This is a genomic window from Serratia sp. TSO36 (genome assembly GCF_057808395.1).
Map to the genome: position 1 here is coordinate 1 of NZ_JBJZOU010000024.1, position 15,529 is coordinate 15,529.

At 60.5% G+C, this 15,529-nt stretch carries 16 protein-coding genes and 1 other RNA gene; 10 read left to right on the forward strand and 7 right to left on the reverse strand.

What is annotated here, in order from left to right:
• Positions 1-723 (reverse strand): Xaa-Pro aminopeptidase (gene pepP / locus ACK3CV_RS20770; protein ID WP_489009899.1); only part of this gene is annotated, 723 nt, incomplete at its 3' end.
• A 55-nt stretch (positions 724-778) separates the two neighbouring features.
• Positions 779-1,357 carry a YecA/YgfB family protein gene (locus tag ACK3CV_RS20775; RefSeq protein ID WP_033635861.1) on the reverse strand — a complete coding sequence of 193 codons (579 nt, stop codon included), beginning with the start codon at positions 1,355-1,357 and terminating at the stop codon, positions 779-781.
• A gap of 319 nt (positions 1,358-1,676) precedes the next feature.
• Between ACK3CV_RS20775 and zapA the strand changes: the two genes are divergently transcribed.
• The 3 genes from zapA (at position 1,677) to ACK3CV_RS20790 (ending at position 2,890) form a co-directional block, all read left to right on the forward strand.
• A complete protein-coding gene (gene zapA / locus ACK3CV_RS20780; RefSeq protein ID WP_004931621.1) occupies positions 1,677-2,006 on the forward strand; it encodes a cell division protein ZapA in 330 nt (109 codons plus the stop codon).
• A gap of 40 nt (positions 2,007-2,046) precedes the next feature.
• Positions 2,047-2,229: non-coding RNA, 6S RNA (ssrS, locus tag ACK3CV_RS20785), on the forward strand.
• Positions 2,230-2,281: 52 nt separating this feature from the next.
• Positions 2,282-2,890 carry a 5-formyltetrahydrofolate cyclo-ligase gene (locus ACK3CV_RS20790; protein WP_039567918.1) on the forward strand — a complete coding sequence of 203 codons (609 nt, stop codon included), beginning with the start codon at positions 2,282-2,284 and terminating at the stop codon, positions 2,888-2,890.
• Positions 2,891-2,938: 48 nt separating this feature from the next.
• On the opposite strand, the gene serA is transcribed toward ACK3CV_RS20790, so the two are convergent.
• Positions 2,939-4,177 carry a phosphoglycerate dehydrogenase gene (gene serA / locus ACK3CV_RS20795; protein ID WP_025304156.1) on the reverse strand — a complete coding sequence of 413 codons (1,239 nt, stop codon included), beginning with the start codon at positions 4,175-4,177 and terminating at the stop codon, positions 2,939-2,941.
• 292 nt (positions 4,178-4,469) lie between these two features.
• Positions 4,470-5,126: a ribose-5-phosphate isomerase RpiA gene (rpiA, locus tag ACK3CV_RS20800; protein ID WP_041036586.1), complete on the reverse strand. Its 657-nt coding sequence runs from the start codon at positions 5,124-5,126 to the stop codon at positions 4,470-4,472.
• A 204-nt stretch (positions 5,127-5,330) separates the two neighbouring features.
• Between rpiA and ACK3CV_RS20805 the strand changes: the two genes are divergently transcribed.
• Entirely contained in the window at positions 5,331-6,224 is an 894-nt protein-coding gene (locus tag ACK3CV_RS20805; protein WP_033635863.1) for a LysR family transcriptional regulator ArgP, read from the forward strand.
• A gap of 48 nt (positions 6,225-6,272) precedes the next feature.
• Here ACK3CV_RS20805 and ACK3CV_RS20810 read toward each other — a convergent pair whose 3' ends face one another.
• From ACK3CV_RS20810 to ACK3CV_RS20820, 3 genes are all read right to left on the reverse strand, one after another.
• Positions 6,273-7,004, reverse strand: coding sequence for an oxidative stress defense protein (locus tag ACK3CV_RS20810; protein ID WP_025160209.1), 732 nt, complete (start codon positions 7,002-7,004; stop codon positions 6,273-6,275).
• A 121-nt stretch (positions 7,005-7,125) separates the two neighbouring features.
• Positions 7,126-7,743 (reverse strand): arginine exporter ArgO, encoded by a 618-nt coding sequence (gene argO, locus ACK3CV_RS20815; RefSeq protein ID WP_025304159.1) that lies wholly within the window; start codon positions 7,741-7,743, stop codon positions 7,126-7,128.
• Between the two features lie 125 nt (positions 7,744-7,868).
• Positions 7,869-8,687 carry an IclR family transcriptional regulator gene (locus tag ACK3CV_RS20820; RefSeq protein ID WP_033649427.1) on the reverse strand — a complete coding sequence of 273 codons (819 nt, stop codon included), beginning with the start codon at positions 8,685-8,687 and terminating at the stop codon, positions 7,869-7,871.
• 374 nt (positions 8,688-9,061) lie between these two features.
• Between ACK3CV_RS20820 and ACK3CV_RS20825 the strand changes: the two genes are divergently transcribed.
• From ACK3CV_RS20825 to ACK3CV_RS20850, 6 genes are all read left to right on the forward strand, one after another.
• Positions 9,062-10,615, forward strand: coding sequence for a sugar ABC transporter ATP-binding protein (locus ACK3CV_RS20825; RefSeq protein WP_164039789.1), 1,554 nt, complete (start codon positions 9,062-9,064; stop codon positions 10,613-10,615).
• Complete coding sequence (locus ACK3CV_RS20830) at positions 10,608-11,690, forward strand: ABC transporter permease (RefSeq protein WP_049212575.1); 1,083 nt, start codon at positions 10,608-10,610, stop codon at positions 11,688-11,690. Before ACK3CV_RS20825 ends, ACK3CV_RS20830 begins: the two co-directional genes overlap by 8 nt.
• 14 nt (positions 11,691-11,704) lie before the next feature.
• Positions 11,705-12,805 carry an ABC transporter substrate-binding protein gene (locus ACK3CV_RS20835; RefSeq protein WP_049212573.1) on the forward strand — a complete coding sequence of 367 codons (1,101 nt, stop codon included), beginning with the start codon at positions 11,705-11,707 and terminating at the stop codon, positions 12,803-12,805.
• Positions 12,802-13,668: an SMP-30/gluconolactonase/LRE family protein gene (locus ACK3CV_RS20840; protein ID WP_049212572.1), complete on the forward strand. Its 867-nt coding sequence runs from the start codon at positions 12,802-12,804 to the stop codon at positions 13,666-13,668. The genes ACK3CV_RS20835 and ACK3CV_RS20840 overlap by 4 nt, the downstream gene beginning before the upstream one ends.
• A 256-nt stretch (positions 13,669-13,924) precedes the next feature.
• A complete protein-coding gene (gene yiaK / locus ACK3CV_RS20845) occupies positions 13,925-14,923 on the forward strand; it encodes a 3-dehydro-L-gulonate 2-dehydrogenase (protein ID WP_033654044.1) in 999 nt (332 codons plus the stop codon).
• A gap of 13 nt (positions 14,924-14,936) precedes the next feature.
• Positions 14,937-15,407, forward strand: coding sequence for a NanQ anomerase/TabA/YiaL family protein (locus tag ACK3CV_RS20850; RefSeq protein WP_049212569.1), 471 nt, complete (start codon positions 14,937-14,939; stop codon positions 15,405-15,407).
• The last annotated feature ends 122 nt before the right edge of the window (positions 15,408-15,529 follow it).

A 15,529-nucleotide genomic window follows, 5' to 3' on the forward strand; every position in this document is an offset into this window, starting at 1 on the left:
ATGCAGGATACAGCCGTTTTCGCCGCTGCCGACGATGGTGTTGTAAGACGGGTAGCGGGCACCGAGGCGGGTGAATTCATGGTGAATTTCCGCTTCCAGCTGGTATTCGAACATGCCAGGGCGGCATTTTTCCATCGCGCGGGTGTGCGCCAGCGCGCTGATCTCACCGGCGCGGCGCATCACCGCCAGCTCTTCCGGTGATTTGAACAGGCGCATGTCATGCAGCCACGGCCGCCAGTCGGTCACGGTGGCCGGCGCCTGCAGATTCTGGCGGAACCCCTTGCGCAGCTTGTCCAACGCGCCGAACAGGATCTGATCGGCATAGGCGTATTCGCCCTGCGCGTGGTAGACCACGTCCAGGCCGTTGAGCAGCAGGTGCAGTTGGTCATTGATTTCATCGAACGGCAGCGCGCGGTCCACGCCCAGCTTCGCCGGCGCGGCGTCTTGCCCCAGGCGGCGGCCAAACCAGATTTCCGCCGTCAGATCGCGCACCCGGTTGAACAGCACGCTGTGGTTGTGCGTTTCGTCGCTTTTGATCAGCACCAGCACCGCTTCCGGCTCATTGAAGCCGGTCAGGTACCAAAAGTCGCTGTTCTGCCGATAGGGATAGTCTGAATCTGCACTGCGCGTCGTTTCCGGCGCAGAGAAAATAACCGCCGCGCTGGCCGGCGCCATTTTCGCCAACAGCGCCTGACGGCGGTTGTTGAATTCCTGCTGAGTCATTACCTTCTCCTGAAATCATGCCATCCGCATCGCCGGCGGAGGGCCGATAGGACGTTTAGTGCAACGTCGGTTTGATGTTTTCCGGCGCCGTTGGCTTGTGACGGGTGAATTCGCCGTAGCACATGATGGCGGCAACCCGCACATACTCCGCCACTTCTTCCAGCGACTGCTCCAATTCTTCCTGATCTTCGTCTTCGTCGTAGCCCAGCTGCGCGATGTTGCGCAGATCGTCGATCGCTTCACCGACTTCGTCTTTCACCTGGGCCAGCTTGGGCTGCATCATGCCCAGCCCGAGCAGGAAGTGGTTGACCCAACCGGCCAACGCGTCGGCGCGATCGAACACGCTGACGGCTTCCCCTTCCGGCAACATCAGTTGGAACAGGAATTCGTCGTCTTCCAGCGTTTCGCGCGTCACTTCATACAGCTGTTGCAGCGGTTGGCTGAGCGCCTGCGGGAAGGCGACGCCTTCGTTGGTCAGATCGTGGACCAGCGCCTGCCAGCCGGCATCACGGCTGCCGCCGCACAGCAGGCCGCTGATCAGGCCGTGCATTTCTGCCGCGGTCAGCGCCACCGACTGCTGGTTGAGGGCCACGGTCAAAGATTGGTAACTTGGAAATGTATTCTGTATAGACATGCGCATTCGTCATCGTTGGCAGGATAAGTTCGTGTTATGCTACCACCAAGGTCCGTCGCTATACCAGATAAGCGCGACACCTCAGTGGCTAGTTATAATCGCGATGTGGCAGGTTTCACACTGCGCCGTCGGGTGGCGAAAGTGCGGTAAATACGCATTTTGAAACCCTTTTTTGACTGGCAATGTGCGCCACAGTAGATTACAACCAGGTACTGAAAAAGGGGTTGTATCTTGGTACCGAGGTATATATAGTGGCGCCCGCTTTGACGGCCCGGCCAGGGCGGACAAGGCTGGCGCGAAATTTAGGCAGGAAGGTGGCATGTCTGCACAACCGGTAGATATTCAAATTTTTGGCCGCTCGTTAAGAGTCAATTGCCCGCCAGAACAACAAGATGCGTTGAATATGGCGGCGGACGATCTTAACCAACGGTTGCAAGATCTTAAAGTTCGCACTAGAGTCTCCAATACTGAGCAACTGGTTTTCATCGCGGCATTGAACGTCTGTCACGAACTTGCTCAAGAACGGTTGAAAACCCGTGACTATGCGTCCAATATGGAACAACGCATACGGATGCTGCAGCAGACCATTGAACAAGCGTTGCTTGAACAAGGTCGCATCTCTGAACGTCAGGATGCACAATTCGAATAACTTAGGTTGTTGAAATCACAGTTTCGGCAACGAGTACAAAATTTCTCTGAGATGTTCGCCAGCGGGCCAGTCCCCTGAGCCGATATTTAGTACAAACAGAATGTGTTGCTCCGCGATCGGTGAGCACGCTCGGTGCGCCGAGAAGCCTTAAGATTGCGACGGCACGTTCACCTTGAACCATGGGTTCAAGGGTTACAGCCTGCGACGGCATCTCGGAGATTCCCCTTCTCAGCGGTTTATGTGTGCTGAACGCCACACTGAGCAAGCCTGATACGATGCCTTTTCAACCCCAATTCGCGCAGCAGCGCCAAGCCATTCGTCAACTCATTCGCCAACGTCGGCGCGAGCTTACGCCGGGCCAGCAACGCTTTGCCGCAGACAAGATAGCCGAGCGCCTCGTCGCGCATACGCACATTAAGGCGGCGCACAGCATCGCGGTATTCCTGTCGTTTGACGGTGAACTCGACACCGGGCCGCTGATCGAGCAACTGTGGACGCTCGGCAAACGGGTTTACCTGCCGGTGCTGCACCCGTTCAGCCCTGGCCACCTGCTGTTCCTGCGCTATGCGCCGGAAACGCCGCTGGTGCGCAATCGCTTCAATATTCTCGAACCGCGCCTCGATGTGCGCCAGGTGCTGCCGCTGGGCGAGTTGGACGTCGTGCTGACGCCGCTGGTGGCGTTCGATCATACCGGGCAGCGTCTGGGCATGGGCGGCGGCTTTTACGATCGCACCCTGCAAAACTGGCGCAGCGGCGGCCCCTATCCTATCGGCCTGGCCCATGATTGCCAGCAGGTGGAGCACCTGCCGACCGAACATTGGGATATCCCGCTGCCGGAAATCCTCACCCCGCTCTGCAGCTGGGCGTGGCACGAGCCCAAATAGCAAAAGGCCGGATCGCTCCGGCCTTTTTCGTTGCGGCGAGCCGCCGAATCAGAACAGCAGACGGGCGCGAATGGTGCCGTCGATGGCCTTCATGCGCTGCAGCGCGGCGTCGGCGCGTGCGGTTTCCGCTTCGATGTCGATCACCACGTAGCCGATTTCCGGCCCGGTTTGCAGATACTGTGCGGCGATGTTAACCCCCTCTTCGGCGAAGATCTGGTTAATCTGCGTCAGCACGCCCGGGCGGTTTTCGTGGATGTGCAGCAGGCGGCTGGCGTTCGGGCCATGCGCCGGCAGCGACACTTCCGGGAAGTTGACGGCGGACAGGGTCGACCCGTTGTCGGAGTATTTCGCCAGCTTGCCGGCCACTTCGTCGCCGATATTCTCCTGCGCTTCCTGGGTGGAGCCGCCGATGTGCGGCGTCAGCAGCACGTTGTCGAACTCACACAGCGGCGAGTTGAACGGATCGCTGTTGGTCGCCGGTTCTTCCGGGAAGACGTCGATCGCCGCGCCCGCCAGGTGATTGCTGGCCAGCGCGTCGCACAGCGCGGGAATATCCACCACGGTGCCGCGCGAGGCGTTGATCAGAATGGCGCCCGGTTTCATCAGCGCCAGCTCTTCCGCCCCCATCATGTTCTTGGTGGCCAGCGTTTCCGGCACGTGCAGCGTCACCACGTCGCTCATATTGAGCAGATCGGACAGATGACGCACCTGCTGCGCGTTACCTAACGGCAGCTTGTTCTCGATGTCGTAGAAGAACACCTTCATGCCCAGCCCTTCGGCCAGAATGCCCAGCTGGGTGCCGATGTGGCCGTAGCCGATGATGCCCAGCTTTTTGCCGCGCGCCTCGTAGGAGCCCACGGCCAGTTTGTGCCACACGCCGCGGTGCGCCTTGGCGTTGGCGGCCGGAATGCCGCGCAGCATCAACAGCAGCTCGCCCAGCACCATTTCGGCCACGGATCGGGTATTGGAGAACGGGGCGTTGAAGACCGGAATACCGCGCTTGGTCGCCGCTTTCAGATCAACCTGGTTGGTGCCAATGCAGAAGCAGCCCACCGCCACCAGTTTTTCTGCGGCGGCGAACACCTCTTCGGTCAGATGCGTACGCGATCGGATGCCGACGAAGTGCGCATCGCGGATGGATGCCTTCAGCGATTCGGTGTCTAACGCACCCTTGTGGTATTCGATGTTGGTATAACCGGCGGCACGTAAATTATCGACCGTGCTCTGATGAACCCCTTCCACCAACAGGAATTTAATCCTGTCTTTCTCCAATGATACTTTTGCCATTTACCCGACCCTATGTTCAGACTTCAGAAGCGGCTGTGACGACACAGCTCCCATCCAACATAACAAAAATAACGCGGGCGGCAATACAAACGATTGCCTGCCCGGCAGGACAAGGCGCAGCGTTGATGGCGGTTTACGGCAGAAAATGCCATAGGGAAAGTTTTCGGCAGAAGCTTTGGGGAGTCAGTTTTCACAATGTGACATAAGTCACCAAATTTGCCGTTTTTCAGAAAAGATATTTTAACCGAAGAATTATGCGGCCCGGCACTACCGGGCCACAAACGGCGGAGGTTTATTTGACCACTTTCACGCCTTCCGGGGTGCCGACCAGCGCCACGTCCGCGCCGCGGTTGGCGAACAGCCCCACGGTCACCACGCCGGCGATGCCGTTGATCTTGTTCTCCAGCGCGATGGCGTCGGTGATGCTCAGGTTATGCACATCGAGGATCACGTTGCCGTTGTCGGTCACCACGTTTTGGCGATACTCCGGCAGGCCGCCCAGCTTCACCAGCTCACGCGCCACGTAAGAGCGAGCCATCGGGATCACTTCCACCGGCAGCGGGAACTTGCCCAGCACGTCGACCTGCTTGCTGGCGTCGACGATGCAGATGAATTTCTTGGCGATGGCGGCGATGACCTTCTCGCGCGTCAACGCCGCGCCACCGCCTTTGATCATCTGCATATGGCCGTTGATTTCGTCCGCGCCGTCCACATAAATATCGAGCGAGTCCACTTCGTTGCTGTCGAACACGTGAATGCCGAGGCTTTTCAGCTTGGCGGTGGAGGCGTCGGAGCTCGATACTGCGCCTTCGATCTGGTGCTTGATGGAGCCCAGCGCGTCAATAAAGTGGGCGGCGGTAGAACCGGTGCCGACCCCGACGATGGTGCCCGGCGTCACGTATTCCAGCGCTGCCCAGCCCACCGCTTTTTTCAGTTCATCCTGCGTCATAATATGTCCCTTGCCTCTGTACGAAAACGTGTGCGTATTATAGGGTAAAACGCTGTTTTTCACGCCGGCAGGATCACACTTATTTGCCGCAGCCCGCATTTTTAGCCGCTTAGCGGCGAGACGGGGGCGTGATTTTTCCACCTGCGCCGCGCGCAAAATGTGGCATAGTGCCGGTATCATTCTAATTTAAGGGATATCTTTCCGATGAAACGCCCAGACTATCGTACGCTGCAAGCGCTGGACGCGGTGATCCGTGAGCGCGGCTTCGAGCGCGCCGCTCAAAAACTCTGCATCACGCAATCGGCGGTATCCCAACGCATCAAACAGCTGGAAAACCTGTTCGGCCAACCGCTGCTGGTCCGTACCGTGCCGCCGCGCCCGACCGAACAAGGGCAAAAGCTACTGGCGCTGCTGCATCAGGTGGAGTTGCTGGAAGAAGAGTGGCTGGGCAACGACACCGGCGTCGATACGCCGCTGCTGCTGTCGCTGGCGGTCAACGCCGACAGTCTGGCAACCTGGCTGCTGCCGGCGCTGAAGCCGGTGCTGGCGGATTCCCCCATTCGCCTGAATCTGCAGGTGGAAGATGAAACCCGCACCCAGGAGCGGCTGCGCCGCGGTGAGGTGGTGGGCGCGGTGAGTATTCAGCCGCAGCCGCTGCCGAGCTGCCTGGTGGATCGGCTGGGGGCGCTGGATTACCTGTTCGTCGCCTCCAGCGCCTTCGCCGAGCGCTACTTCCCGAGCGGCGTCACCCGCTCCGCGCTGCTGAAAGCGCCGGCGGTGGCCTTCGATCATCTCGACGACATGCACCAGGCATTCCTGCAGCAGAACTTCGATCTGTCGCCGGGCAGCGTGCCCTGCCATATCGTGAACTCGTCGGAAGCCTTCGTGCAACTGGCGCGTCAGGGCACGACCTGCTGTATGATCCCGCATCTGCAGATCGAAAAGGAGCTGGCTTCCGGTGAGCTGATCGATCTGACGCCGGGGCTGTATCAGCGCCGCATGCTGTACTGGCACCGCTTCGCGCCGGAAAGCCGCATGATGCGCAAAGTGACCGACGCGCTGCTGGAACACGGCCACCAGGTGCTGCGCCAGGATTAAAACGAAAAAAGGTTCGCCGCAGCGAACCTTTTCTTCAACACGAACACCTTACTGCGCGGCGTTGCGCTGCAGCTCGAACACCACATCCACCTGATCGTCGAAGTGAATGCTTTGCTGTTCATAGGTTTGCGCCGCGTCGCTTTCCGCCGCCGCACCCGCCGCCTTATACATCCGCGCCACCGGCATCGGTTGGTAGTTGGCGACCCGGTAGCGAATGCTGTACACCGGCCCCAGCTTGGCGTGGAAGCCTTTGGCCAGGGATTCGGCCTGCTGAGTCGCGTTCTCGATCGCTTTTTGCCGCGCCTGCTCGCGATACACGTCCGGCTTGGCGACGCCCAGCTCCACCGCGCGGATCTCGTTCAGGCCGGATTTCAGCGCGCCGTCCAGCAGCTCGTTCAGCTTGTCCAACTGACGCAGGGTCACCTGCACCTGACGCACCGCCCGGTAGCCCTTCAGCACCGACTCGCCGGTTTTCAGGTAATCGTATTCCGGCTGGGTGCGCAGGTTGGCGGCGCTGATGTCTTTCTTCTCGATGTTATTTTTCTGCAGGAAATCAAAGTACTGCGCCACGCGCTCGTCCACCTGCTTCTTCGCTTGGGCGGCGTCTTTGGATGAAACGCTCACTTCGATCGCCAGGGTGGCGATATCCGGCGTGGCGTCCACGCTGGCGGTGCCGGAGGTGACGACGTGCGGCCCTTCAGGCACTTCAGCCGCCTGCAGCGCCATCGGTAACGTCCCTAATCCGACCATTGCGGCCATAGCCAATGCTTTTAGCTTCACAGTGTCTCCTTAATGACAGGCTGTCTCTGATCGCCGGCTTTTCCCTGCGAGAACCGCCGGATTCCTGGCATCAAACGTAGCATATCGCGCGGCGTTTTGAATTCGGATTAGTGACAAATTCTTATAAATTTGCCCCCTGCCAGGCCAGCTGCAGCGCGATGCCCCACATCACCAGCCCGACCAGCGCGTTGATAATGCGCTGCGCCCGCTGGGTGTTCAGCCACGGCGCCAGCCAGGAAGCCAGCAGCGCCAGCCCGAAGAACCACACCGCCGACGCGCTGACCGCGCCGAGCGCGAACCAGGAGCGTACGTCCGCCGTCAGCTGCCCGCCCAGGCTGCCGAGCACCACAAAGGTATCCAGATAAACGTGCGGGTTCAGCCAGGTGACCGCCAGCATGGTGACCACGAGGCGCCAGCGGCTCTGCGCCAGCTCCTGCGCCGCGGCCTGCGCCGGTTGCGGGCTGAAGGCGGAACGGAACGCGCCCCAGCCGTACCACAGCAGAAACGCCACCCCGCCCCAGGTGACCAGCGCCAGCAGCAGCGGCGAGCGGGTCAGCAACGCGCTGCCGCCGAAAATACCGGCGCAGATCAGCACGATATCGCTCAACGCGCACAGCGAGGCGATCATCAAATGATACTGGCGGCGAATGCCCTGATTCATCACGAATACGTTCTGCGGGCCCAGCGGCAGGATCATGGCGGCGCTCAGGGCAAAACCCTGCAGGAAGACGGCTAACATGGGAGATTCCTCGAATGATAAAAGGCGCCGGACGAGGGCGCGTATCGGTCAACACGCGCATCATACGAGGAAGCGATCATTAGGTGAAATTGATATTTCTAATCCAGTATCAGAGATGCTAATACTTAAATCGGTGTGACGAACCCCAGCTCCTGCGAGATGCGTTGCGCAGTGGCCAGCACCGGTTTAATCAGGCTTTTGACGCCGATTTGCTGCAGCTTGGCGGTCGGCAGAGAAACAGACACCGCATAGGGCACGCGCTGTTGAATATCGAATACCGGCGCCGCCACGCAGGAGACCCCGAGCTCGTTTTCTTCGCGATCCATCGCCATACCGCGCTGGCGAATATCGGCCAGTTCCTCATACATTTTCGGCAGCTCGGTGATGGTATTGCGCGTCAGCGTCTGAATCTCCTGCTGATGGCTCTGCCAGTAGTGGGCCGGGTAATCGTCGTTGCCGTAGGCCATGAAGATTTTACCCATCGCCGAACAGTACAGCGGCATATGCTGGCCGATATAGGCGCGGGTGCGCATCATGCCGGTGGTCGGCTCCAGCTTGTAGATCAGAATGACGTGGTCGTCTTCGCGGCTGGAGAAGTTGACCGTCTCACCCACTTCCAGGTTCAGCTGTTCCAAATGCGGCGCGGCCACGTGAATGATATTGAGTGACGACAGCGCCTTCTGGCCGATGGAAATGAACTTGGTGGTCAGGCGGTAGCTGCCCGGCGACGGCGCCTGGGTCACATAGCCGCTGGTGTGTAACCCCTGCAGCAAGCGGTGCACCGTGCTCTTGTTCATGCCGGCCAGCTCGGACAGATGCGCCAGTGGGCATCCATTGGGGAAATTGCTCAGGATCTCAATCAACTGCAAACCGCGGAACAGGCTTTGGCTGCCCAGCGGTTTGTCTTTCTTGTCATCTTTCTCGTCGACGGCTTTCAGGCTCATAGCGAAAATCTCTCCAGTGTCGAACCGCCAACCGGCGCTGCGGCGAAGTCAGCAGGCTCTTTGCCGGGCATGTTACCCCAAGGCCTGCATCAGGTGAAGACGGAACGCCGTTTCATTGTCCGCAGCGGGCCAAAAATCCGCAATATTTCCCCCGCATTGAAGTGAGCCATCGGTCACACTTCCGCAAAGTAAAAAATAACCCATTGTTTAATAAAAACAATTAAAACTTCATCACCTTTGATTTAGCGCAACGAACGTCATATTATTTTTGAAATTGAATTTCGCATATTGAAATTTAAAGACCAGATACTCACCAGCGGTTTGGCTAATTTGCCCGGCATCTTCGCTCGGGCGCAACACCAGGGGCGCATCACATGACTATGGATAATGCGGCACAACCCATCCTTACCCTCAGCCACATCGTCAAACGATTTGGCGGCAACGTGGCGGTCAACGACGTCAGCCTGCAGGTGATGCCGGGCGAGGTTCTGGCGCTACTGGGCGAAAACGGCGCCGGCAAATCGACGCTGATCAAAGTGCTGGCGGGCGTCTACCCGCGCGACGGCGGCGATATTCGTTTTCAGGGCGCAAGCATCGCCTCCGCCGCCGCGATAAAAAGCGCCAGCCGCCAGCCGATCGCCTTTATTCATCAGGATCTCGGCCTGATTGAATGGATGACGGTGGCGGAGAACATGGCGCTGGTGATGGGGTTTCCCCGCCGCTTTGGGTTGATCGACTGGCGCGCCATTCGCCGCCGGGCGGCGCAGGCGCTGCACGACGTCGGTATCGCGCTCGATCCCGATGCGCGCGTCTTCGAACTGTCGCGCACCGAAAAATCGCTGCTGGCGATCGCCCGCGCGGTGGCGGTCAACGCCGAGCTGCTGGTGCTGGATGAACCGACCGCCTCCCTGCCCGCCAACGACGTGCGCCATCTGTTCGCCGTGATCAACCGGCTGCGCGCCAAAAAGGTCGGCATGATTTATGTCACCCACCGCCTGGACGAAGTGATCGAAATCGCCGATCGGGTCTGCGTAATGCGCGACGGGCGCTATGTCGCCGGCGGCCGCACCGCCGACTACTCGCTGCGCGATCTGGTGCAAACCATCGTCGGTGAAGCGATGGCGGACGATCAGCGCGAACCGCTACCGGAACATCGTCCGCCGGTGCTGCAGCTCGATAGCGTCACGGTAGGCGACATCGGCCCGGTGAGCTTCGATTTGCAGCCGGGCGAGATGCTGGCACTGGCCGGCCTGCGCGGGGCCGGGCAAGAAGAGATTGGCCGGCTGCTGTTCGGGTTGCGCCAGGCCGTAGGCGGCGCGATTCGGTTTCGCGATCGGCCCTATCAGGCGAGCTCCCCGCAGCAGGCGATGGCGTGCGGCGTTTCGCTGGTGGCGGGCGATCGCACCGGCGAAAGCCTGGTGATGTCGATGAGCGTGCGTGAAAACCTGTTTATCAACCCCTGCGCCAGCGGCCACCGGCTGCTCTCCCGCTACGGGCGGCGAGCGGAGATCGGCGCCAGTTGGTGGAAAGTGCAGCTGTTCGACGTGCGCCCCAAGGACGTCAATATCGATATCAGCGCGCTGTCCGGAGGCAACCAGCAAAAGGTGGTGATGGCGCGCTGGATGCACCTGGGAGCGCCGCTGCTGATCCTGGAAGATCCCACCGCCGGCGTGGACGTCGGCGCGCGAGCGGAAATCTACCACCTGCTGAATAAATCCCTGGCGGAAGGCGTAGCGGTGCTGGTGATCTCCAACGATTTCGAGGAGATCGCCCATATTTGCAACCGCGCACTGGTGTTCAACCGTGGGAAAGTGGTCGGCGAGCTGAAAAATCAGCAGGTGTCATTCGCCAATTTATTGGAGCTGGCCTCTGCCAGCACCGGGGAAAGCGTCGCAATCACGTCAGAATCCGAGGTAGGCCATGTCTAAAACATCCGTTAAATCAACCGCGCTGGAGCAGCGCGTCAGTCTGGCGCAGGACGGCGCCGGCCCCTGGCTGATGCAGGTTCTCACCCGCTATGGCCTGCTGCTGCTGTGCGTCGCGCTGGTCGTGCTGTTCTCACTGATCACTCCCTCTTTCGCGTCGATGCTGACGCTGCAGGCGATCCTGTCGAGCAAGGCCAAAATCGCCCTGTTGGCGCTGGCGGCGACCATCCCGATGATCGTGGGCAAGATCGATCTTAACGTCGGTTTCGGCATTGTGTTGTGGCATATCCTGGCGATCACGCTGCAGGTGGAATACGGCTTCTCCTGGCAGATGGCGGTGCTGACGGTGCTGGCGATCTCGGCGCTGTACGGGTTGCTGAACGGCATTCTGGTGGCGCTGGCCGATATCGACAGCTTCGTCGCCACTCTCGGCTCCGGCACCGTGCTGTACGCCATTGCCCTGTGGCACTCCGGCGGGCGGCAGATCGTCGGCGACTTGCCGGATGCCTTTATCGCGCTGCACCACACCGAGATCGCCGGCATTCCGATCGTGGCGTTTTACGTGCTGATCGTCGCGGTGGTGCTGTGGCTCATCACCGAACATACCCCGCTCGGCCGCTGCATGTATGCGGTGGGCGGCAACCCGGCGGCGGCGCGCCTGAACGGCATCTCGGTCAACCGCTTCACGATCGGCGCTTTCATCGCCTCCAGCGTGCTCACCGGTTTCAGCGGCGTGTTGATCGCCGCCGAACAGGGCGTCGGCCAGGCCAGCGTCGGCATGGACTATCTGCTGCCGGCGCTGGTCGGCGCCTTCCTCGGCAGCACCACCATTCGCCCTGGGCGCGTCAACGTCTGGGGCACCGTGGTCGGCATCGCCATTCTGGCTATCGGCATCGCCGGCATTCAGCAGTTCGGCGGTGAATTCTGGGTCGAGCCGCTGTTCAACGGCGCGACGCTGTTGCTGTCGATCACCCTGGCCGGCTATGCCCAACGCCGCCGGCTGCTCAATCAGAAAGCGGTACAACGCAGCCAGGCGACGCCGGCTGACAACAACAATCAGACAGCGACCCACCCTTAAACCAGGAGCACACCATGAAACGCATTTGGCTGTTACCGGGGTTCACCACATTATTGCTCGCCGCATCGCCGACCTGGGCCGACGTCTATCTCGATCAGGCCACCGCCGCCGTCGCGAAGGCCACCGCCAGCGCCACCCAGTGGGACGGCCCCACCAGCGGCCCGCAGCTGCAGGCCAACAAGAAGATCATTTTTATCGCCTCCGACATGAAGAACGGCGGCGTGCAAGGGGTGCAACAGGGGTTGAGCGAAGCGGCGAAAGCCGCCGGCTGGAAGCTGGAAACGCTCGACGGCGGCGGCTCGGTGAAAGATCAGCTGGCATCGCTCAATCAGGCCATCGCCCAGAAACCGGACGGCATCGTGATCGGCGGCTGGAACCCTAACGTCGCCAAGATCCCGCTGAAAAAGGCCGTGCAGCAGGGTATCGTGCTGACCGCCTGGCACGCGGTGCCGGAACCGGGCCCCATAGCCAAATACAACGTGTTCTATAACGTCACGTCGGACTCCAACGAAGTGGCGCGCATCGCCGCGCAATACGCGGTGGTGCAGTCCGGCGGCAAGGCGAGCGTGCTGATCTTCACCGACTCGCTGTACCAAATCGCCTTGGACAAGGCCAACGTCATGAAAGAAGAGATCGCCAAATGCAGCGGCTGCACGCTGCTGGAATTCATCGACACGCCGCTGGCCGATACCGCCAACCGCATGCCGGCGATGACCTTCAGCCTGCTGCAGAAGTACGGCGACAAATTCCAATATGCGCTGGCGATCAACGATCTGTACTTCGACTTTATGGCGCCGGCGCTGAAGACCGCCGGCAAAGGCGGCAAGAACGCACCTTACAACGTATCGGCCGGCGACGGTTCAATCTCCGCTTACCAGCGTATCCGCTCAGGCGACAGCCAGTCGGCGACGGTGCCGGAACCCTTGAAGCTGCACGGTTGGCAACTGCTGGACGAATTCAACCGCGCCTTCGCCAAGCAGCCGCCTTCCGGCTACGTCACCCCGGCGCATCTGGTGACCCGCGACAATATCGCCGCCGACGGCGGCGCCAATAACCTGTATGACCCGCAAAACGATTATCAGGGCCATTACAAAGCGATCTGGGGCGTGAAGTGAACGGCGATTCATTGCGCACGCACGCCCGGCTCGAGCGCCTGTGTTCGCCGGCGATCTGGGCCGAGGGGCCGGTGTGGCTGCCGCAGGAGGATGCGGTGGTGTTCAGCGACGTGAAAGGCAATCGCATGTTCCGCTGGTCGCGCCGGGGTGAGCTAAGCCTATACCGCTCGCCGTCGCACTACGCCAACGGCAATGCGCGCGACGGCGAGGGGCGCGTGATCAGCTGCGAACACGGGCGGCGCGGCATTAGCCGCACCGAAAGCGATGGCGAGGTACGTCTGTTGATCGACCGCGTCGACGGCAAGCGCTTTAATTCGCCGAACGACGTGGCGGTGCGCTCCGACGGCACCCTATGGTTCACCGATCCGCCCTACGGCATCATCGGCGACGAAGAGGGTTACAAATCGGAAAGCCAGGTGATCGGCTGTTATCTCTACAGCTTCGATCCGCGCGACGGTTCGCTGACCATCGCCGCCTGCGACCTGCAGCGCCCGAACGGCCTGGCGTTTTCACCGGATGAAAAATGGCTGTACGTTGCGGACATGTCGATCGTGGATTTTCCGACGCTGGGCCGCCGCGAGCTGCGCGTCTATGCGGTCAACGGCCGCGAGCTGGAAGCCGGCCGCCGTTTCGCGACGGTGGAGCCCGGTTTCCCGGACGGCTTCTGCGTCGATCGGGCCGGCAATCTGTTTTGCAGCTGCGCCGACGGCGTGCTGGTCTTTGATCCACAGGGGCGACAGATCGACAAAATCAGCGTGCCGGAACGCGTCTCCAATTGTACCTTCGGCGGCCCGAACGGCGATGAGCTCTATATCACCGCCACGACCTCGCTCTACCGCATGGTGCTGAACACCCGCGGTTAGCCGGGGCCTCGCAAGACGCAGGGTGGGTTTCGATCCGCCCTGCTTTGTCGCGTCTGAAGCACGTCATTCCCACCAAAACGTGGCGGCGATCACAAAACCACCACTCAATTTTAACGTCATGTTTTTCATGAATAATTTTACCCCCTCTTGCTTTGACTTCCCTGAACCGCCGGGATAGCATTTATTTGAAATGCAATTTCGTATATTGAAATTTAGCGAACCAAAAACAGACGATTCGCACAGGCGGAGAACCGGCATGAGAGTGAGTTACAGCGAGTTAAAACAGCAATTCAAACGCGTGCTGCTGGCGCGCGGCGTGGCGGAACACACCGCCGACGACTGCGCCGGCATGTTCGCCGACACCACCGCCAGCGGCGTTTACTCCCACGGCGTTAACCGCTTTCCGCGCTTTATTCAGCAGTTGGACGCCGGCGATATCGTGCCGGACGCCGAACCCAGCAAACTGTTGTCTCTGGGGGCGATCGAGCAATGGGATGCGCACCAGGGCATCGGCAACCTTACCGCCCGCCGCATGATGGATCGCGCCATGCAATTAGCCGACGATCATGGCATCGGCCTGGTGGCGCTGCGCAACGCCAACCACTGGATGCGCGGCGGCGGTTACGGCTGGCAGGCGGCGGAGAAAGGCTATATCGGCATTTGCTGGACCAACTCGATCGCCGTGATGCCGCCGTGGGGCGCCAAAACGTGCCGTATCGGCACCAACCCGCTGATCGTCGCCGTGCCCGGCAACCCGATCACCATGGTGGATATGTCGATGTCGATGTTTTCCTACGGCGCGCTGGAGCTGAACCGGCTGGCGGGTAAAACCCTGCCGGTGGACGGCGGCTTCGACAACGACGGCCACCTGACCCGCGATCCGGCCACCATCGAAGAGAACCGGCGCATTTTGCCGATGGGGTATTGGAAAGGATCGGCGCTGTCGATCGTGCTGGACATGATCGCTACCCTGCTGTCCGGCGGCGCCTCGGTGGCGGAAGTGACGGAAGATCACCGCGACGAATACGGCGTCTCCCAGGTGTTCATCGCGATTGAGATAGACCGGTTGATCGACGGCGACAGCCGCGATCAAAAACTGCAGCGCATCATGGACTACGTCACCAGCGCCGAACGGGACAATCCCGACGTCGCCATTCGCCTGCCGGGCCACAAGTTCCCGCGCATTCTGGAAGAAAACCTGCGCGACGGCATTCCGATTGACGAACGAGTCTGGGCGCGCATTCAGGCGCTATAACGGGAGGATCATCATGATATTCGGCCACATCGCCAACACCGCGCCCGAGCAGTATCCGACGCCGGTCGCCAACGCCGTCGCCTATCTGCAACGCACCGATTTCAGCGTCTTGCCCGCAGGGCGTTATGAAGATCCCGCCACCGGCTACGTGGTGCAAGTGCTGGATCTGCATACCCAACCACCGGATGCGCTGCGCCCGGAAGTGCATAGGCAAAACGTCGACGTGCAGTTTCTGGTCAGCGGCACCGAGCTTATCGGCGTAGCGGCGGACAGCGGCGACAACGTCGTTCATCAGGAGCTGCTGGCGCAGCGCGACATCCTGTTTTATCAGGACGTGGCCGACGAATCCTGGCTCACGATGCAACCCGGCAACTTCGCGGTATTTTTTCCGCAGGACGTGCATCGCCCGGCCTGCATTAACCAGCGCCCCAGCGCGATACGCAAGGTGGTGGTGAAGATACCGCTGGCGTCGTTTAGCGCCTGATCGGCCGCAACACCCGTAACGATAACAACACCGGTCCATGGGGCCTGTGCGGGCGCCCTTGCGCCCAAACCAAGCAAAACAATAACGCCCGACCCTACAAAAAAGCGAACATCGAAAGAGGT